Source organism: Pseudarthrobacter sp. RHLT3-21 (assembly GCF_059383495.1).
In genome coordinates this window covers 94,791-112,617 of record NZ_JBWZCI010000008.1, presented here as the reverse complement: position 1 = coordinate 112,617, position 17,827 = coordinate 94,791, and the positions used below count along the sequence as shown (strand labels likewise).

Sequence of the window (17,827 nt, the reverse complement as noted above, 5' to 3'; positions counted from 1 at the left end):
GCAACATTAGTGGCCTGCAGCACATCCGCTACCGCATTGGAGCCGGATCCTGAACATTGTTGAGAATTTGTTACCAACCAGTAGAAGACGGCCGTTCCGCACCCCTCCCATTAAGCGCGAACGGACATTTGGGGCCAGCCGGGAGGGGCCCCAAATGTCCGTTCGCGCTGGTGGGGTTGGTTAGAGGCGCACCAGCATCTTGCCGGTGTTCGCGCCGTCGAGCAGATCCATGAAGGCCTGGGGCGCATTCTCCAGCCCATCCACCACTGTCTCGTCATACCGGATTGAACCGTCCGCGAGCCAGGCTGACATCTTGGCGAAGAATTCAGCGCTGTGCTGGTGCTGTCCGCTCACCAGGAATCCGCGGAGCGTCAGCTGTTTGCCGATGGCGAGCGCGAGGTTCCGCGGCGCCGGCGTGGGTTCGGTGGAGTTGTACTGGGCTATCGCACCGCACATGGCCACACGGCCGCCCACATTCATGACCGCCAGGGCAGCCTCCAGATGATCGCCGCCCACGTTGTCGAAGTACACGTCGATACCTGCGGGTCCTGCGGCCTGTGCAAGCTGTTCCGGCACCGGCCCGTCGTTGTAGTTGAACGCGGCGTCGAAGCCCAGTTCCAGGAGCCGCGCAACCTTCTCCGGGGTTCCCGCGCTGCCAATGACCCTGGAAGCGCCCATCGCCTTGGCGATCTGGCCCACAAGCGAGCCCACGGCACCCGCCGCACCGGACACGAATACGGCATCGCCGGGTTTGAATTCGGCCACTTTGAGCAGGCCGGCGTAGGCCGTCAGTCCGGTCATGCCAAGCGCGCCAAGGAACGCCGACGCCGGTGCAAGGTCCGTGCGGGCAACCGAGGTTGCGTCTGCGTCCAGTACTGCATATTCCCGCCAGCCCAGTTGATGGACGACGGCGTCCCCCGCCTTCCGTCCCTCGGCCCTGGACGCGATGACCTCACCGATGGCGCCGCCGTCGAGCGCTGCATCCAGAGCGAACGGCGCCGAGTACGACTTGACGTCGTTCATGCGGCCGCGCATGTAGGGGTCCACGGAGACGTAGAGGTTGCGGACCAGGATCTGGCCATCCTGAAGCTCCGGCAGCGATGACTCTGCCAGCCGGAAGTTTTCGGGAACGGGACGCCCTACCGGACGTGAGGCCAGGCGGATTTCCCGGGTGGATGTTGGAAGTGCCGTTGTCTGGCTCATGCTGCGAACTCCAGGATCTTGATGTCCACCGTCATGTTTCCGCGGGTGGCGTTGGAATACGGGCAGATCTGATGCGCTTTGGCCACCAGTGACTCGGCCGTGGCGAGATCCAGGGCCGGAACCGCGATCTCCAGTTCAGCAGCGAGGCCGTAGCCCACGCCATCATTCAGCGCGCCAAAGTGGATCTTGGCCGCCACGGCTGAATCGGTCAGGTCTGCACGCTCCTTGCGCCCCACGAGGCGGAGCGCCGAGTGGAAGCAGGCCGCGTAACCGGCGGCAAAAAGCTGCTCCGGGTTGGTGCCCTGGCCGTCACCGCCCAGCTCCACGGGGCTGGCAAGGCTGACATCCAGCTTGCCGTCATTGGTGCGCGCGTTGCCATCGCGGCCTTCGCCGGAAGCCAGGGCCTCGGCAGTGTAGAGAGTCTTCATATGTGGTCCGTCCTGTTGGATGTGGATAACGGAAAATCTTGGGCGCTCAGTGCGCGCTGTGAAGGGCTGCGGTGAGCCGTTCCAGGGTGGTGCGAAGCTGTTCCAGCTCGTCGGCTGACAACCCGGCGGCGTCCGCAAGGTGCCGTGGAATCCCGCTGGCCTTGCTGCTGAGCGAGCGCCCGACCGGCGTCAGATGGACTGCAACACGGCGCTCATCCTCCCCCGACCGGCGGCGCTCCACGAGCCCCATGGCCTCCAGGCGCTTGAGCAGCGGCGACAGCGTGCCGGAATCAAGGCCCAGCTCCTCGCCGAGCTCCTTGACTCCCTTCGGCTCCGATTCCCAGAGGACCAGCATCACCAGGTACTGCGGGTACGTCAGGCCGAGGTCTTCCAACACGGGGCGGTAGACCGCTGTGGCTGCGCGGGAGGCGGAGTACAGGGCAAAACACACCTGGCGGTCGAGGCGGGGAGCTTCAGTCATACCTAAGACGGTAGCCCACAATTCAATTGTGCACAACTTACTCGCCAAAGAGATGCGCGAACGCGGGAAGGCGGAGGCTTAAGTGTCTGTGAGGCGCCGGCGAGGTCAGGGGCGCGTGGGCACGGGGCGGGGCTAGAGGTCGCGGATGGTCCGGAGGGCTGCTGCCGTGAGGACCTGGATGCCCAGGCCCAGGGCGCGTTCGTCCAGGATGTAGTCACCGCGGTGCAGGTCGTATTCTTCGCCACCCGGGGTCTTGGTTCCCAGGCGCATCATCGCGCCGGGACGCTCGGCCAGGAACCAGGCGAAGTCCTCGCCGCCCATGGACTGCGGCGTCAGCACAACGGCGCCCTCACCGATTTCGGCGCGGGCTGCGGCTTCGATGAGCGCAGTCTCGTGCTCCGAGTTGACCACCGGCGGCACTCCCCTGGTGTGTTCGAGATGGACGTCCACACCATAAGGCGCGGCCACCTGCTGCACCACTTCGTCCAGGAGCTCGCCGGCGTCATGCCAGGCATCGCGGTCCAGGCAGCGCATGGTGCCGGCCATGTAGCCCGTGCCGGGAATGGCGTTGGGCGCCGATCCGGCATTGATCTGTCCCCACACCACGGACACTCCGCTGCGGACATCCACCCGGCGGGACAGTACGGCAGGGACGTTGACGGCGATCTGCGCCAAGGCGAACACCAGGTCCTCGGTGAGGTGCGGCCGGGAGGTGTGGCCGCCGCGGCCGCTCAGTTCGATCTTGATGGTGTCCGAAGCGGACGTAATTGCGCCGATTCGCGTACCAATGCGTCCGACGTCGATCCTCGGGTCGCAGTGCAGCGCAAAGATGCGCGGCACACCTTCCAGGACGCCCTGCTCGATGCAGGAAAGCGCGCCGCCCGGCATGGTTTCCTCGGCCGGCTGGAAGATGATCCGGACGGACCCGCCCAGCGGTGACTCCTGGTGCATGCTCTGCAGGACCAGGGCGACGCCGAGCATGGTGGCGGTGTGGACGTCGTGTCCGCACGCATGCGTGACGCCATGGTTCTTCGAGGCAAACGGCAAGCCGGTTTCTTCGATGATGGGCAAGGCGTCAATATCGCCGCGGAGCGCAGCGGCGATCGGACCCTCGCCGATGTCGACGGTGAGGCCGGTGCCTTCAAGCCGCCGCGGTGCCAGTCCGGCGGCTTCGAGCCGCTCCACCAGCTTGTCCGTGGTGCGGTATTCCTTGAAGGAAAGCTCGGGGTGCGCGTGCAAATCCCGGCGGAAGTCGATCAGCTCCGGCAGGAGGGGTTCCAACCATGGCCGCACTAATGCGGTGGGCTCGGCTTCAGTAGTGTAATTACGCACTCATTTACTCTAGCGAGCGTCCACGGAATAGCGTCATCACGGCGGGCGCGTTACAGATTGTGCCGCGCCTGGACACTCCCGACCGGGTTACAGAACGTCGGTGTCGCCGCTGGCCTTGAGCGCGTCAACGGCTCCCTTGACCCGCTGCGCATGCTCCTTGGTGGTCACCAGGAGGGCATCGCCCGTGTCAACGATGACTACGTCCTTGATGCCGATCAGGGCGATAACGCGCTTTGTGTCGGAAACCACCACACCGCTGGCGTTTTCGGTGAAAACCCGGGCGCCTTCACCGATAACGGTGACGTCATCGACTTCCCGCGCGCTGTTGAGCCGGCCCACCGAAGCGAAGTCCCCGACGTCGTCCCATCCGAAGGTGCCTGGCACAACGGCCACATCGCCGGCGGCGGCGGCAGGCTCGGCTACCGCATAGTCAATGGCGATCTTGGGCAGTGTGGGCCAGACGCGGGCCGTGACGGCATCACGTTCGGGAGTGTCCCAGGCCTGGGCGATCTCCTGCAGGCCCTTGAACAGCTCCGGCTGGTTGGCCTCAAGGTGCCTCAGCATCAGGGCAACGGGAGCCACGAACATTCCTGCATTCCAGACGTACTCGCCGCTGTCCACATACTGCTGGGCAACTTCCTCGTCCGGCTTCTCCACGAACTCCACCACGGCCTGGGCGCTGGGTGCACCGTCGATGTGGAGTTGCTCGCCGGCGCGGATGTAACCGAAGCCGGTGGACGGGTGGGTCGGCTTGATGCCGATGGTCACGATCTTGCCGGCGGCGGCCGTGTGGATGGCCTCGCGGACGGCCTGCTGGAACAGGTGGTCGGGACTGATGACCTGGTCAGCGGCGAAGGAACCCATGATGGTGTCCGGGTCGCGCTCGTAGAGGATGGCGGCAGCCAGGCCGATGGCGGCGCCGGAATCCTTGGGCTCGCTCTCCAGGACCAGGTCAGACTCCTGGACCTCGGGCAGCTGCCGGCAGACGGCGGCCCGGTGTGCAGTGCCGGTCACCACGAGCACGCGCCGGCCGGCCAGCGGCTGGAGGCGGTCGTAGGTGGCGCGCAACAAAGTGCTGCCGGACCCGGTGAGGTCATGAAGAAATTTGGGAGCTGCTGCGCGTGACAGGGGCCAGAGGCGGGTCCCTACTCCGCCTGCCGGAATCACCGCAATAAAGCGGTTCAGGGGTGAATCCGGGCTTGTCGCTTTGTCTGTACTCATCACGGCTACTTTAGCTGACGAGCCTTGAACTGCCCTTTCAGAACCCTCCACCAGCTCGCGCGGGCGCGCCGTGGTGTGGTGTTCGTCTCATCTGCAGGCAAAACGCAGGCATTGCGGGGTCACCAAGGAGTTCCTAAATTGAATAAGCTATGAGCGAAGCCTAGATTTAGGGCTGAGCTACGAGTTGCTCTCGCAGCAGGCGTTCCCCCCGCGTGGATCTCATGCCAGCGCCGCTGTGTTGCAGGGAGGTTTATCAGTGCCGACAAAACCAGCTGGCACCTTGTACCGCGGCCGTGAAGGCATGTGGTCCTGGGTAGGACACCGGATTACCGGTGTAGTGATCTTTTTCTTCTTGTTGGTCCATGTGCTGGACACCTCATTGGTGCGTGTGTCCCCCGAGGCCTACACGGCTGTCATCGGAACCTACAAGAACCCCCTCATGGCCCTGGGTGAAACGGGCCTGGTTGCCGCGATCGTATTCCACGCCTTTAACGGCCTGCGGATCATCGCCGTCGACTTCTGGAAGAAGGGCGCCAAATACCAGCGCCAGATGCTGTGGACCGTCCTGGCCCTGTGGGTAGTTGTTATGGTCGGCTTCTCCATCCGCCACCTTTCCCTCGCCCTCGGAGGTCACTAAGCCATGACTGCAACGATCGAAAACCCACGCAGTGGGAAAAACAGCAGCGGCAAGATCTCACCCCAGTACCGCCGGACCGGCAGCAGCAGGGGCAACTTCGAAATGCTGGCATGGCTGTTCATGCGCTTGTCCGGCATTGTGCTGGTAGTCCTCATCTTCGGGCACCTCTTCGTGAACCTCCTGGTGGGCGAAGGCATCCACGCCATCGACTTCGGCTTCGTCGCCGGCAAGTGGGCTGACCCGTTCTGGCAGGTCTGGGACCTCGCCATGCTGTGGCTGGCCATGCTGCACGGCACCAACGGCGTGCGCACCATCATCAACGACTACGCCGAGAAGGATTCCACCCGTCTCTGGCTCAAGATCGTCCTCTACGCGGCCACCACCGTGATCATCGTCCTTGGCACCCTGGTGATCTTCACTTTCAACCCGTGCCCCGTGGTTGACGGCGTTCCGCTGCCCGGCGGCTTCTGCCCCGCGTAGCCATTTCATCCGCTGCCCGCGGTGAGCCGCAGGCCGTATTTTGCGGTGCAGGCAACGCCCGCCCGTTGTTTTTATAGCGAATTTTGAGAGAAAGAGCGCACAAGTATGCAGGTCCATAAGTACGACGTCGTCATCGTCGGTGCCGGTGGCGCTGGCATGCGCGCCGCGATCGAGTCCGGTCAGCGCGCCCGCACAGCAGTACTGACCAAGCTCTACCCCACGCGCTCGCACACCGGCGCGGCGCAGGGTGGCATGTGTGCGGCCCTTGCCAATGTCGAAGAAGACAACTGGGAATGGCACACCTTTGACACCATCAAGGGCGGGGACTACCTGGTTGACCAGGACGCCGCCGAGGTCATGGCGAAGGAAGCCATCGACGCCGTGCTTGACCTGGAGAAGATGGGCCTGCCATTCAACCGCACGCCCGAAGGTCGGATCGACCAGCGCCGCTTCGGTGGCCACACCCGCGACCACGGCAAGGCACCTGTCCGCCGCGCCTGCTACGCAGCAGACCGCACCGGCCACATGATCCTGCAGACGCTCTACCAAAACTGCGTCAAGCACAACGTGGAGTTCTACAACGAGTACTACGTCCTTGACCTCCTGACGGTCGAGGAAGACGCCGTCCGCGAGGACGGCACGCCGTACAAGCAGAAGCGTGTTGCCGGCGTCGTGTCCTATGACCTCGCCTCCGGTGAGCTGCACGTGTTCCAGGCCAAGTCCGTGATCTTCGCGTCCGGCGGCGCCGGGAAGGTCTTCAAGACCACCTCCAACGCCCACACCCTGACCGGCGACGGCATGGGCATCGCGTTCCGCCGTGGCATCCCGCTGGAGGACATGGAGTTCTTCCAGTTCCACCCGACAGGCCTCGCGGGCCTGGGCATCCTGCTTTCCGAGGCAGCCCGCGGCGAAGGCGCCATCCTGCGTAACTCGGAGGGTGAGCGCTTCATGGAGCGCTACGCCCCCACTATCAAGGACCTCGCACCGCGTGACATCGTGGCCCGCTCCATGGCCAACGAAGTCCGTGAAGGCCGCGGCTGCGGCCCGAACAAGGACTACGTCCTCCTGGACCTGACCCACCTGGAGCCGGCGCACATCGATGCCAAGCTCCCGGACATCACCGAGTTCGCCCGCACCTACCTGGGTGTGGAACCGTACACCGAGCCGGTTCCGGTGTTCCCCACGGCGCACTACGCCATGGGCGGCATCCCCACCAACATCACCACCGAAGTCCTGCAGGACAACGACACCGTCATTCCGGGCCTCTACGCCGCCGGCGAGGTTGCCTGCGTTTCCGTTCACGGCTCCAACCGCCTGGGCACCAACTCACTGCTGGACATCAACGTGTTCGGCAAGCGCGCCGGCATCGCCGCCGCGGAGTACGCCAAGACTGCTGACTTCGTGGACCTTCCGGAGGACCCGGAGGCGTACACCATCGAACTGCTGGACATTGCCCGCAACGGCAACGGCGATGAGAAGGTGGCGGTAATCCGCAAGGAACTCCAGGACACCATGGACGCCAACATGCAGGTGTTCCGTACGGCTGACACGCTGAACCAGGTCCTGAGGGACATCGAGTCCTTCGAGGCGCGGTACAAGAAGATCAGCGTCCAGGACAAGGGCAAACGCTTCAACCTGGACCTGCTTGAGGCCGTTGAGCTGGGCTTCCTGCTGGAACTGGCCAAGGTCATGACCGTGGCGGCCCTGCACCGTGAGGAATCCCGCGGCGGGCACTTCCGCGAGGACTTCCCGGAACGCGACGACGAAAAATTCATGAAGCACTCCATGGCGTACAAGGATGACCACGCCCCGGCCGACGGCACCGCGGGGACCGCGGAAACAACAGCCGGCATCCGTCTGGGCACCAAACCGGTTGTCTTTACCCGCTACGAGCCGATGGTGAGGAAGTACTAAGATGACCGCTGAACTTGCTGAGCCAGCCTCCAAGATCGAACTGCCCGCACACATCGGAGGCGGCGGAGAGATCCCCACGTTCGAGGTCACCCTGCGCGTACGCCGTTACAACCCTGAGGTGTCCGAGGACGCCACGTGGGAAGACTTCAAGGTGACCATGTACGGCACCGACCGCGTGCTGGATGCCCTGCACAAGGTCAAGTGGGAAATTGACGGCAGCGTTTCGTTCCGCCGTTCCTGCGCCCACGGTGTCTGCGGTTCCGATGCCATGCGCATCAACGGCCGCAACCGCCTTGCCTGCAAGACCCTCCTGAAGGACCTGGACACCACCAAGCCCATCACGGTCGAGCCGATCAAGGGCCTGCCGGTGGAGAAGGACCTGATCGTGGACATGGAGCCGTTCTTCCAGTCCTTCCGCGAAGTCATGCCGTTCCTGATCAACAAGGGCCATGAGCCCACCAAGGAACGCCTGCAGTCCGCCGAGGACCGTGAACGCTTCGACGACACCACCAAGTGCATCCTCTGCGCTGCGTGCACATCCTCCTGCCCGGTGTTCTGGACCGATGGCCAGTACTTCGGCCCGGCGGCGATCGTCAACGCCCACCGCTTCATCTTCGATTCCCGTGATGATGCCGGCGACATGCGCCTGGAAATCCTGAACGACAAGGAAGGCGTGTGGCGTTGCCGCACCACCTTCAACTGCTCCGAAGCGTGCCCCCGCGGCATCCAGGTGACCCAGGCAATTGCCGAGGTCAAGCAGGCAATTCTCTCCCGTAAGATCTAATTCAGGTTCTTGCTTACGACGGCGTCTCCCACCTTAGGTGGGATGGGCGCCGTCGTTGTTTAACACATGACGGCACCAACGAAAGCAGCACGCGATGTCCCGCTCCGAAAAAGTCAGCTTCGAAGGATCCACTGGCGAGCTCCTGTCCGGCATCATCGACGTACCCGAGGGGCCGGTGCGGGGCTGGGGTGTGTTCTCCCACGGCTTCACCCTGGGCAAGGACAGCCCCGCGGCGTCCCGGATGTGCAAGGCCCTGGCTGACACCGGCATCGGGATGCTCCGCTTCGACAACCTGGGCCTTGGCGAGTCTGCCGGCTATTGGTCGGAGGGCTCCTTCAGCCACAAGGTGGCGGACACGGTCAAGGCCGCCGAATTTATGCGCGAGCAGGGCAAGGCGATCTCCCTGCTGGTGGGCCACTCCTTCGGCGGCGCGGCGGTGCTTTCAGCCGCCCGCCAGATCCCGGAGCTCGACGCCATCGCAACGGTGGCTGCCCCGTTCTCACCCAAGCACGTGGCCCACGTCTTTGACGCCGCACTGGACAAGATCCTCAGCGAGGGCAGCGCGGAAGTGGACCTTGGCGGGAAACGCGTCGAGATCCGGAGACACTTTGTGGAGGACCTGGAGAACGCGGACCTTACGGACTGCATCCGGCAGTTGCACAAGCCGCTGATGGTGCTCCACTCCCCCACGGACAACACTGTGGGCATCGAGAACGCCAGCACCATCTTCCAGACGGCCCGCCATCCGCGGAACTTCGTCTCTCTCGAAGGCAGCGACCACCTGCTGACCGGCAAGGGCCAGGCAGCCCGGGCCGCCAGGATTATTTCTGCCTGGGCCGACCAATACCTCGACGCCGGGAAGTAACGACCGGGCTGCCCTCGTGCCCGGCGCCGGGGCGCTTTCCGTCGCTGTGGCCCTCCACGGGTATCTTGCCGGGCTGGACCTGCCGGGAGCCCCACAGGGCTTTGTCCTGGCCGGCCGGTGCGCTCCTGAGGTCCTCTTCGCGGATGGTGGACCAGCCGGCGGACACCAGGTAGACCTGGCTGACCAGGTTGAACCAGATCAGCAGGCCGATGATGATTGCAAATGGTGCCAGGATGGGGTTCCGTCCCGCGCCGGCGAGCAGTTCGGTGCTGAAAACCTGCAGGACGGTGGTGCCCACCGCGGCGAGGATGGTCCCCTCCAGGAGTGCCCGCCGGGAGAGCTTGAGCCCACCGGCCAGCCGGAACATAATGACCGCGGTGACCCAGTTGAGGGCCAGCGGCACACCGATCTTGATCACGGTGGTCAGCGGACCTGCCACTACCGGATCCAGCCGCAGGAAGTCCGTGACCCAGCCGGCCGCCGTGCCGAACACCAGGGACGCTCCGGCGCTGATCACCAGGGCGACTCCCAGGAGCAGGAGGGTGCCGGCGTCACGGAGTTTGAGGACAATCGGGTTGATTTTCAGGGGCGGCAGCTGCACCACGCCGCGCAGGCCATCGCGGAGTCCGGCGATCCAGCCCAGGGACGTTATGACCGTAACCACGGCTGCAATCACGGCCGTCCAGCCGAGGCCGTCGGGATTCAGGAGGTTGTTCGGATCAACCAGCCCTTCTCCCCCGCCCACCTTCAGCAGTCCGGGCGCACTTTGGGCCACGCTGCCGATGATGGTGTCCAGCAGCGCAGGCTGGCCCCGCAGCACCAGGCCGGCAACGGAGAAACCCGTGGCCAACAGACCCGTGATGGAGAAGAACATGTTGAAGCCGATGCCGGCGCTCATCAACGGGCCGTGCTGGAGGATGTAGTGCCGCCACGCGCGCATCGGGCGGAAGGTATTAAGCCGGGCAAGCAACCACTGGAGCATCGCCAGCGAGCTGGCCACCAGGCCGCCGTCGGATCTTCTGGCTTTGCCCCACTCCATCCGTTTCTGGATGACTGCGAGCAACAGGGCCGCCTGTTCAGTGGGGAGCGGTGGCTCCGTTTGCGTCGGCGTCCGCGGCTGTGTCGGCGTCCGCGGCGAAGGACCCGCCGTCGTCGTCTGTTTCGGTCCCAAAGTCCAACTCTTCCCGTAGCTGCCAAATGCCATCGGCGTCGTGCTCGTAGAGTCCCATGCTAACCACCGGGAAGGTTGCCCGGTAACTTTCAAGCACCGTTTCGGCTTCGTCCAGGCTTTCGGGAGCAACGTCGTGGGCGATGGTGACATGCGGGTGGTACGAGAAAGGCAGTTCGCGTTGCAGCGGGCCCGTCTGGAGTTTTTCGTGCAGCTCCACGCAGGACTCGAACCCGTCCTCCACGTTGATGTAGACCACCGGGGATACCGGCCGGAAGGTTCCGGTCCCGGCAATGGTTACCATAAACGGGACCTGCCGCCGCGCCACCTCGCGGACGTGCACCTCAGTGGCTGCCCAGTCCTGGGTGGGTGTGGTGGTGACCAGCGTGATGTGCGCGGGTACCACCCCCGCCATGGGGTCCCCGAAAGAAGCGCGCCACCGTTGAAGTTCCTCGGCGATGGCAAGGGGAAATCCCAGAATGACGCCTACGCTCATTCCTTCACTGACAATGCTGGCGGCGGACATCGAGCTAGCGGACTCCTGCGAGGCTGAGGGACGGCAGGAAGCCCATGCGCTCATAGACCTGGCCAAGGGTCACTGCGGCGATCTCCCTGGCCCGTTCAGCGCCCTGGGCCAGGAGCCGGTCCAGCTCGGCCGGGTCAGCCATCAGTTCATTGGTGCGGTTCCGCAGCGGAGTGATGAAGTCCACCATGACCTCCGCAAGGTCCACTTTCAGGTGGCCGTACATTTTGCCCTCGTACTCCGCCTCCAGCTCAGCGATGGACTTCCCGGTCAGCGTGGAGTAGATGGTGAGGAGGTTGGAGATCCCGGGCTTGGCTTCGGCATCGAACCGGACCTCGGATCCGGTGTCAGTGACAGCGGACTTGATGCGCTTCGCAGCGAGCTTGGGGTCCTCCAGCAGCTGGATGGAACCGTTGGGCGACTCCCCGGTCTTGGACATCTTGGCGCTGGGGTTCTGCAGGTCGTAGATCTTAGCGCTGGCCTTGAGGATGGTAGCTTCCGGCACTGTGAACGTGTGGCCGTAGCGGGTGTTGAAGCGCTGGGCCAGGTTCCGGGTGAGCTCCAGGTGCTGCCGCTGGTCCTCGCCCACCGGCACGAGGTCCGTCTGGTACAGCAGGATGTCAGCTGCCATGAGCGTTGGGTAGGCGAACAGGCCAAGTGTTGCGGCGTCTGCGCCGGACTTCTGCGTCTTGTCCTTGAACTGCGTCATCCGGGACGCTTCGCCGAAGCCGGTGATGCAGTTCAGGGCCCAGGCCAGCTGGGCGTGCTCGGGGACATGGGACTGCACAAAGAAGATGCTTTTGTCCGGGTCGATGCCCGCGGCAATGTACTGCGCGGCAACCACCCGTGTGCGCTTGGCAAGTTCGGCGGGATCGAAGTCCACGGTGATGGCGTGCAGGTCCGGGATGAAGAAGACGGCATCATATTCGGCCTGCATGTCCACCCAGTTGCGGACAGCGCCAATGTAGTTGCCCAGGTGCAGGGAGTCCGCTGTGGGCTTGGCGCCTGAGAGGATGCGTTTTTTGGTCACCGGGGAAGTCTGGCTAGTCATGGGGAAAAACCTTCGGGGCTTAGAGCCGGTAGTCCACTACCAGCGGGGCATGGTCAGAGAAGCGGGTGTCCCACGAGGGCGCCCGATCAACCACTGCCGAGAATGCGGCGGAGGCGAGGGCCGGGGTGGCCATGTGGTAATCAATGCGCCAGCCGGTGTCGTTATCGAACGCCTGGCCACGCTGCGACCACCACGTGTAGGGACCGTCGACGTCGCCCGCAAGGCCCCGGTGAACATCCTTCCAACCGATGTCCTCGCCGAAGAAGCGGTCAAAATAGGCACGCTCGTCAGGCAGGAAGCCGGCCTTCTTGACGTTGCCTTTCCAGTTCCTGATGTCCCGCTCGGCGTGGCCCACGTTCAGGTCGCCCACCACGAGTGCGTGGTCGCTGTGCTTGGTGAGTTCCGGCAGCCTGGTGGTCATGACGTCCAGGAACCGGTATTTGTCCACCTGCTTCGGGGTTCCCACTTCGCCGGAGTGCACGTAGGCGCTGGCGACGGTCAGCTGCGCGGGGTTCCCCGCGGCGTCGGTCACCCTGAAATCAGCCTCAACCCAGCGGCCGGCGGTGGCGAAATAGTCGTCGCCGATGCCGTTGCGGGTGTCCAGCGGTTCGTCACGGGAGGCAATGGCGACGCCGGCGCGGCCTTTGGCCTCGGCTTCGGCGTGCAGGATGTGCCAGCCATCACCGAGCAGCTGGCGCACAATCGCGTCAGGCGCCCGGACTTCCTGGAGGCAGAGAATGTCCACCTCGCGGGGCTCCAGCCATGCCGCCATACCGTTCTTGTAGGCAGCCCGGAGGCCGTTGACGTTGACTGATGCGATGCGAAGGTGGTCCTTCTTCAATGCCGAGATCACCCGCACTACTCTAGTCGATGATGGTTCCGCTGACCGGGTCCCCGGTGCCGCCGCCGGCGCGGATCATGTCGCGGGCGTTCGTGGCGGTGATCTCGATGGTCTCCAGTGCGCGGCGGATCGTGTCCTGGTCGGCTGCCTCACCCTTGGCGCGTTCCTTCTCCACCACCTGGATCTGCACCTGGACGATCTTGAAGGAGTGGTCCAGCTTGAGGTCGCGGACCTCGTCCGCCTCGGTGCGTTCGTACACCACCCGGGTGCCGCCATGGCCGGCCGAGGACGACGACGGCGCGCGGCCGGCTGCACTGTTGAAGGCGTTGTGGGCCTCGGTCAGCTTGGCGCCGGCTTTTTTGGCGGCCTTCTGGATGCTGAACACCACAAAGGCTGCGAGCGCCAGCCAGAACGCGGCGATGATGGCGACAACCCAGCCCACGACGTCGTTCTGGTTGGCGGCAAAGATCACGGCAACGAGGAAGGCAATGACAAAAACCATCATTCCCGGGCCGCTGATCCGGAGCATGGAGAAGCCGCTCTTGGACCGGCCGGACGGAGATTGAGGGTTACCCAGAGATCGCATGGGTTCATTGTCTCAAACGCCGCGGCGCACCAAGGCACCTTCTTCCCCCGGCGAACACCATAATCCCCCATGTAGGTAGCGCTATCTGTCGTTTTGAGCGCTCATAACGACAGTTACTGCTACCTAGTTGGGCTGGGCACGGTTAACGCCTGACGGCGGCCCGCGCCTTCCGTGAGAAGGTGCGGACCGCCGTCGGGCGTTGCTGTCTTGCCTTGGTGCTAAACGATGCCGGCCTTGCGTTCCGCGGTTTCCACCACGTTGGCCAGCAGCATGGCCCGGGTCATGGGACCCACACCGCCGGGGTTGGGGGAGATCCACGCGGCGACGTCTGCAGCAGCGGGGTCCACGTCTCCGGTGACCACCGCCTTGCCGTTACCGTCGTCCACGCGGCTCACGCCGACGTCGAGCACTATTGCGCCCGGCTTGAGGTCCGCCGCCTTGATCATGTGCGGCTGCCCGGCAGCGGCGATCACGACGTCGGCCTGGCGGAGTTCGGCGGCCAGGTCCACAGTGCCGGTGTGCGCCAGAATGACCGTGGCGTTGACGTCCTTGCGGGTCAGCAGCAGCCCCACGGGACGGCCGATGGTCACCCCTCGGCCCACCACCAAGACGCGCTTGCCTTTGAGGCTGATTCCGTGCCGGGTGAGCAGCTCCACACAGCCCTTGGGCGTGCATGGCAGCGGCGAGGTCATGGGTCCGCTGACGTTGGCCACCAGGCGGCCCAGGTTCATCGGGTGCAGGCCGTCGGCGTCCTTGTCCGGATCCATGGCCTCCAGGATGACGTCCTGGTTGATGTGCTTGGGCAAAGGAAGCTGCACGATGTAGCCGGTGCATTCCGGGTTCCCGTTCAGCTCACGGACCACGGCGAGGAGTTCGTCCTGCGTGGTTTCCTCGGGCAGGTCGCGGCGGATGGACGTGATGCCCACCTCCGCGCAGTCCTTGTGCTTGCCGCCCACATACCAGGTGCTCCCGGGGTCGGAACCCACCAAAACGGTGCCCAGCCCGGGGATGACGCCCTTGGCCTTGAGTGCGGCCACGCGTACGGTCAGCTCGGCCTTGATGGCAGCGGCGGTAGCCTTGCCGTCAAGAATCTGTGCAGTTCCAGTCTCAGTGGTCATGGACTACCACTGCTCGTGCTGCGGGTACAGCGGGAAATCGGCGGCGAGCTTGTCCACACGGGACTGCAGGGCGTCAACGTCCGTGGCGGAGCCGGCCTTCAGGGCGGTAGCGATGATCTCCGCGACCTCGGTGAACTCCTCGGCGCCGAAGCCGCGGGTGGCCAGCGCCGGGGTGCCGATGCGCAGGCCGGAGGTGACCATCGGCGGGCGGGGGTCGAACGGAACAGCATTGCGGTTCACAGTGATGCCCACGGAGTGCAGGAGGTCCTCGGCCTGCTGGCCGTCCAGCTGGGAGTTGCGCAGGTCCACCAGGACCAGGTGCACGTCGGTGCCGCCGGTCAGGACGGAGACACCGGCTTCGGCGACGTCGGCCTGGTTGAGGCGGTCCGCAATGATCTTGGCGCCTTCGAGGACGCGCTCCTGGCGCTCCTTGAATTCCTCGGTGCCGGCGATCTTGAAGGCCACGGCCTTGGCCGCGATAACGTGCATGAGCGGTCCGCCCTGCTGGCCCGGGAAGACGTTGGAGTTGATCTTCTTGGCCCACTCCTGCTTGGCCAGGATCACACCGGAGCGCGGCCCGGCGAGGGTCTTGTGCACGGTGGAGGTGACGACATCGGAGTACGGCACCGGGCTCGGGTGCAGGCCCGCAGCAACCAGTCCGGCGAAGTGCGCCATGTCGGTCCAGAGCAGCGCGCCCACTTCATCGGCGATGGAGCGGAAGGCTGCGAAGTCCAGGTGGCGCGGGTAGGCGGACCAGCCGGCGATGATGACCTGGGGCTTCTCGGCGATGGCCTGCTCGCGCAGCTTGTCCATGTCCACGCGGAAGTTGTCCGGCTCCACCTGGTAGGCAGCCACGTTGTAGAGCTTGCCGGAGAAGTTGAGCTTCATGCCGTGGGTCAGGTGGCCGCCGTGGGACAGGGACAGGCCCAGGATCTTGTCACCAGGGGTGATCATGGCGGACAGTGCTGCGGCGTTGGCCTGGGCACCGGAGTGCGGCTGGACGTTGGCGTATTCGGCACCGAACAGTGCCTTGACGCGGTCGATGGCCAACTGCTCCGCGATATCAACGTATTCGCAGCCACCGTAGTAGCGGCGGCCCGGGTAACCCTCGGCGTACTTGTTGGTCAGGACAGAGCCCTGGGCTTCCATCACGGCGCGCGGGGCGAAGTTTTCGGAGGCGATCATTTCCAGGGTGCCGCGCTGGCGGCCAAGTTCCTGGTCGAGGACTGCTGCGATTTCGGGGTCAAGCTCGGCCAGCGACTGGTTGCTGACGGCGGCTGTTGTGGTGGCGGTAGTAGTCACGAAAAACTCCTGGTTAGGGATACGGGCACTGCTAAGGTCAGGCTACCGGCTGGAGCACATCACCGCCCCTTGATGACAGGGCGTGAAAGTGAGCCGCATCCTAAAAGGGTGCAGCTCCGGTAAGACATGACCCTCGGCCCAGGCGTACGATCCGTGGTCTTCGTGATTGCCGCTCCCTGGTGGTTAGCCACCCAACGCCAGTTGCGACCCCACCAGACTACCAAACGCGGGCGTACCGCGCGGGTAGGCTTGTAGTCGTGACTGAAGAGCAGCTGAACCGAGCTTACGTATTGACACTGTCCTGCCCGGACCGCCCCGGAATTGTCCACGCCGTGGCCGGAGCACTGCTGGTGGCCGGCTGTAATATTTTGGACTCGCAGCAGTACGGCAGCCCCGCAACCGGCAACTTCTTTATGCGGGTGGAAGCGACGACGACGGCCTCCCGGGCAGAGCTCCAGGCCTCCCTTGAGCCGGTGGTGCATTCCTTCGGCATGCAGTGGAGCCTCAACCCCGTGGGCCAAAAGGTGCGTACTCTGCTGATGGCCAGCACGTCCGCGCACTGCCTCAACGACATCCTGTTCCAGCAGCGCTCAGGCACCCTGCCCATCGAGATCCCCGCCATCGTCTCCAACCACCGTGACCTTGCCGGCCTGGCCGAGTTCTACGGCATCCCGTTCCACCACATCCCCGTCACCCAGGACACCAAGGCCCGGGCCGAGGACAAGCTGCGCGCCCTCATGGCCGAGCACGATATCGAGCTGACCGTCCTGGCCCGCTACATGCAGATCATTTCGGATGACCTTTGTGCGGAGCTCACCGGCAAGGCCATCAACATCCACCACTCGTTCCTCCCGTCCTTCAAGGGCGCCAAGCCCTACCACCAGGCCCACGCCCGCGGCGTCAAGCTGATCGGCGCCACTGCCCACTACGTCACCGCCGCCCTGGACGAAGGGCCCATCATCGAGCAGGAAGTCATCCGCGTGGACCACGCCCGCACTCCGGAACAGTTCGTGCAGATGGGCCGGGACGTGGAAGGCCGCACTTTGACTCAGGCCGTCCAATGGCATGCCGAACACCGTGTGCTGCTGGACGGCAACCGGACAGTGGTCTTTAACTAATTGGCCTTTAACTAACCGACTAGCAGCGACGGAAAGCGACCACCATGGACGCGGCACCTGAGGATGTAGTGGAGGAACCCGGCAACGAGCAGCGTCTCGCCGAGTTCTACAACCGCCGCGCCGCGTCCGGCTGGGACCATCCGCTGGCGCCCCGGCGAGTGGAACAGTGTCAGCGGTTCATTTCGCTGCTTAAGTCCGAGCGCCGCCACAACGTCCTGGAGATCGGCTCGGGCACGGGGCTCGATGGCCTGCAGTTCCTCCGGGCCGGCATTCACTACACAGGCGTTGACCTCTCTGAAGAGCACGTCCACGCGTCCCTGGCGAAGGGCCTCGACGTTTCCGTGGCCAGCGCCCGGCAACTGCCCTTCGCGGACGGAACCTTTCCGGCCGTCTGGACCATGAGCACGCTGCTGCACGTCCCCGCCACTGATATCGACGGCGTCCTGCGCGAACTGGTGCGCGTCACGGCACCCAACGCGCCCATCGCCGTCGGCCTCTGGTCCGGTGAGGATGTCGAGGTCCTGAACCCCGAGGACGACGTCGAGCCCCGCCGGTTCTTCAGCCGGCGAAGCGACGCGACGGTGCGGCAGGTCTTTGGCCGGCGCGGTGCCATCGAGGACTTTGTCACTTGGCCGGAAGGCACCGGCGAGGAATCCGGGCCGGGCGCCGGGAACTGGATGCAGCACTACCAGTTCCTGATCCTCCGCACCCCCGCCTCCCCCAAGTAAGTAGCGCTAACTGTCGTTCTGAAGGCTCATAACGCCAGTTAGCGCTA

General features: G+C 64.6%; 19 protein-coding genes and 1 riboswitch. Of the genes, 7 read left to right on the top strand and 12 right to left on the bottom strand.

Annotated elements, in window-relative coordinates; all coding sequences use genetic code 11:
- Positions 1-180: 180 nt before the first annotated feature.
- The 5 genes from AC50YA_RS11170 to AC50YA_RS11150 form a co-directional block, all read right to left on the bottom strand.
- Positions 181-1,203, bottom strand: coding sequence for an NADP-dependent oxidoreductase (locus AC50YA_RS11170; protein ID WP_494982352.1), 1,023 nt, complete (start codon positions 1,201-1,203; stop codon positions 181-183).
- Complete coding sequence (locus AC50YA_RS11165) at positions 1,200-1,631, bottom strand: organic hydroperoxide resistance protein (protein WP_104060963.1); 432 nt, start codon at positions 1,629-1,631, stop codon at positions 1,200-1,202. Before AC50YA_RS11165 ends, AC50YA_RS11170 begins: the two co-directional genes overlap by 4 nt.
- A 46-nt stretch (positions 1,632-1,677) precedes the next feature.
- Complete coding sequence (locus AC50YA_RS11160; protein WP_494982351.1) at positions 1,678-2,112, bottom strand: MarR family winged helix-turn-helix transcriptional regulator; 435 nt, start codon at positions 2,110-2,112, stop codon at positions 1,678-1,680.
- Between the two features lie 132 nt (positions 2,113-2,244).
- Positions 2,245-3,444: an amidohydrolase gene (locus AC50YA_RS11155; protein ID WP_494982350.1), complete on the bottom strand. Its 1,200-nt coding sequence runs from the start codon at positions 3,442-3,444 to the stop codon at positions 2,245-2,247.
- A gap of 87 nt (positions 3,445-3,531) precedes the next feature.
- Positions 3,532-4,665 carry a mannose-1-phosphate guanylyltransferase gene (locus tag AC50YA_RS11150; protein WP_494982349.1) on the bottom strand — a complete coding sequence of 378 codons (1,134 nt, stop codon included), beginning with the start codon at positions 4,663-4,665 and terminating at the stop codon, positions 3,532-3,534.
- Positions 4,666-4,921: 256 nt separating this feature from the next.
- Here AC50YA_RS11150 and sdhC point away from each other — a divergent pair, with 256 nt between their 5' ends.
- From sdhC to AC50YA_RS11125, 5 genes are all read left to right on the top strand, one after another.
- Positions 4,922-5,302 carry a succinate dehydrogenase, cytochrome b556 subunit gene (gene sdhC, locus AC50YA_RS11145; protein WP_476883779.1) on the top strand — a complete coding sequence of 127 codons (381 nt, stop codon included), beginning with the start codon at positions 4,922-4,924 and terminating at the stop codon, positions 5,300-5,302.
- Between the two features lie 3 nt (positions 5,303-5,305).
- Positions 5,306-5,782, top strand: coding sequence for a succinate dehydrogenase hydrophobic membrane anchor subunit (locus tag AC50YA_RS11140; RefSeq protein ID WP_494982348.1), 477 nt, complete (start codon positions 5,306-5,308; stop codon positions 5,780-5,782).
- Positions 5,783-5,887: 105 nt separating this feature from the next.
- On the top strand, positions 5,888-7,696 hold the full coding sequence (sdhA, locus tag AC50YA_RS11135) for a succinate dehydrogenase flavoprotein subunit (protein ID WP_494982347.1): 1,809 nt from the start codon (positions 5,888-5,890) through the stop codon (positions 7,694-7,696).
- Between the two features lies 1 nt (position 7,697).
- Positions 7,698-8,480 carry a succinate dehydrogenase iron-sulfur subunit gene (locus AC50YA_RS11130; RefSeq protein ID WP_160678443.1) on the top strand — a complete coding sequence of 261 codons (783 nt, stop codon included), beginning with the start codon at positions 7,698-7,700 and terminating at the stop codon, positions 8,478-8,480.
- 94 nt (positions 8,481-8,574) lie between these two features.
- Positions 8,575-9,345, top strand: coding sequence for an alpha/beta hydrolase family protein (locus AC50YA_RS11125; protein WP_494982346.1), 771 nt, complete (start codon positions 8,575-8,577; stop codon positions 9,343-9,345).
- On the opposite strand, the gene AC50YA_RS11120 is transcribed toward AC50YA_RS11125, so the two are convergent.
- The 7 genes from AC50YA_RS11120 to glyA form a co-directional block, all read right to left on the bottom strand.
- Positions 9,302-10,384 carry a YihY/virulence factor BrkB family protein gene (locus tag AC50YA_RS11120; protein WP_494982417.1) on the bottom strand — a complete coding sequence of 361 codons (1,083 nt, stop codon included), beginning with the start codon at positions 10,382-10,384 and terminating at the stop codon, positions 9,302-9,304. The genes AC50YA_RS11125 and AC50YA_RS11120 overlap by 44 nt on opposite strands.
- 37 nt (positions 10,385-10,421) lie before the next feature.
- Positions 10,422-11,039 (bottom strand): 2'-5' RNA ligase family protein, encoded by a 618-nt coding sequence (locus tag AC50YA_RS11115; RefSeq protein WP_494982345.1) that lies wholly within the window; start codon positions 11,037-11,039, stop codon positions 10,422-10,424.
- Positions 11,040-11,043: 4 nt separating this feature from the next.
- Positions 11,044-12,087, bottom strand: a complete 1,044-nt coding sequence (gene trpS / locus AC50YA_RS11110; RefSeq protein ID WP_494982344.1) for a tryptophan--tRNA ligase — start codon at positions 12,085-12,087, stop codon at positions 11,044-11,046.
- Between the two features lie 19 nt (positions 12,088-12,106).
- Positions 12,107-12,940, bottom strand: a complete 834-nt coding sequence (locus AC50YA_RS11105) for an exodeoxyribonuclease III (protein ID WP_494982343.1) — start codon at positions 12,938-12,940, stop codon at positions 12,107-12,109.
- A gap of 10 nt (positions 12,941-12,950) precedes the next feature.
- A complete protein-coding gene (locus AC50YA_RS11100; protein ID WP_494982342.1) occupies positions 12,951-13,514 on the bottom strand; it encodes a hypothetical protein in 564 nt (187 codons plus the stop codon).
- A gap of 218 nt (positions 13,515-13,732) precedes the next feature.
- Positions 13,733-14,632, bottom strand: a complete 900-nt coding sequence (locus tag AC50YA_RS11095) for a bifunctional methylenetetrahydrofolate dehydrogenase/methenyltetrahydrofolate cyclohydrolase (RefSeq protein ID WP_494982341.1) — start codon at positions 14,630-14,632, stop codon at positions 13,733-13,735.
- Between the two features lie 3 nt (positions 14,633-14,635).
- Positions 14,636-15,934 carry a serine hydroxymethyltransferase gene (glyA, locus tag AC50YA_RS11090; RefSeq protein ID WP_494982340.1) on the bottom strand — a complete coding sequence of 433 codons (1,299 nt, stop codon included), beginning with the start codon at positions 15,932-15,934 and terminating at the stop codon, positions 14,636-14,638.
- A 129-nt stretch (positions 15,935-16,063) separates the two neighbouring features.
- Positions 16,064-16,149, bottom strand: a riboswitch (ZMP/ZTP riboswitch).
- Between the two features lie 42 nt (positions 16,150-16,191).
- On the opposite strand from glyA, the gene purU reads away from it, so the two are divergent.
- Together purU and AC50YA_RS11080 are read left to right on the top strand one after the other, a co-directional pair.
- The gene (gene purU, locus AC50YA_RS11085; protein WP_494982339.1) at positions 16,192-17,052 is read left to right on the top strand and encodes a formyltetrahydrofolate deformylase; all 861 of its coding nucleotides are present in this window, start codon (positions 16,192-16,194) and stop codon (positions 17,050-17,052) included.
- Positions 17,053-17,096: 44 nt separating this feature from the next.
- On the top strand, positions 17,097-17,780 hold the full coding sequence (locus AC50YA_RS11080; protein ID WP_494982338.1) for a class I SAM-dependent methyltransferase: 684 nt from the start codon (positions 17,097-17,099) through the stop codon (positions 17,778-17,780).
- Positions 17,781-17,827: the final 47 nt, after the last annotated feature.

Coding starts and splice junctions, on each gene's coding strand:
- AC50YA_RS11170 (WP_494982352.1), bottom strand. CDS start 1,203: ATGAGCCAGACAACGGCACTTCCAACATCCACCCGGGAAATCCGCCTG.
- AC50YA_RS11165 (WP_104060963.1), bottom strand. CDS start 1,631: ATGAAGACTCTCTACACTGCCGAGGCCCTGGCTTCCGGCGAAGGCCGC.
- AC50YA_RS11160 (WP_494982351.1), bottom strand. CDS start 2,112: ATGACTGAAGCTCCCCGCCTCGACCGCCAGGTGTGTTTTGCCCTGTAC.
- AC50YA_RS11150 (WP_494982349.1), bottom strand. CDS start 4,665: ATGAGTACAGACAAAGCGACAAGCCCGGATTCACCCCTGAACCGCTTT.
- AC50YA_RS11140 (WP_494982348.1), top strand. CDS start 5,306: ATGACTGCAACGATCGAAAACCCACGCAGTGGGAAAAACAGCAGCGGC.
- sdhA (WP_494982347.1), top strand. CDS start 5,888: ATGCAGGTCCATAAGTACGACGTCGTCATCGTCGGTGCCGGTGGCGCT.
- AC50YA_RS11130 (WP_160678443.1), top strand. CDS start 7,698: ATGACCGCTGAACTTGCTGAGCCAGCCTCCAAGATCGAACTGCCCGCA.
- AC50YA_RS11125 (WP_494982346.1), top strand. CDS start 8,575: ATGTCCCGCTCCGAAAAAGTCAGCTTCGAAGGATCCACTGGCGAGCTC.
- AC50YA_RS11120 (WP_494982417.1), bottom strand. CDS start 10,384: ATGGAGTGGGGCAAAGCCAGAAGATCCGACGGCGGCCTGGTGGCCAGC.
- AC50YA_RS11115 (WP_494982345.1), bottom strand. CDS start 11,039: ATGTCCGCCGCCAGCATTGTCAGTGAAGGAATGAGCGTAGGCGTCATT.
- trpS (WP_494982344.1), bottom strand. CDS start 12,087: ATGACTAGCCAGACTTCCCCGGTGACCAAAAAACGCATCCTCTCAGGC.
- AC50YA_RS11100 (WP_494982342.1), bottom strand. CDS start 13,514: ATGCGATCTCTGGGTAACCCTCAATCTCCGTCCGGCCGGTCCAAGAGC.
- AC50YA_RS11095 (WP_494982341.1), bottom strand. CDS start 14,632: ATGACCACTGAGACTGGAACTGCACAGATTCTTGACGGCAAGGCTACC.
- AC50YA_RS11080 (WP_494982338.1), top strand. CDS start 17,097: ATGGACGCGGCACCTGAGGATGTAGTGGAGGAACCCGGCAACGAGCAG.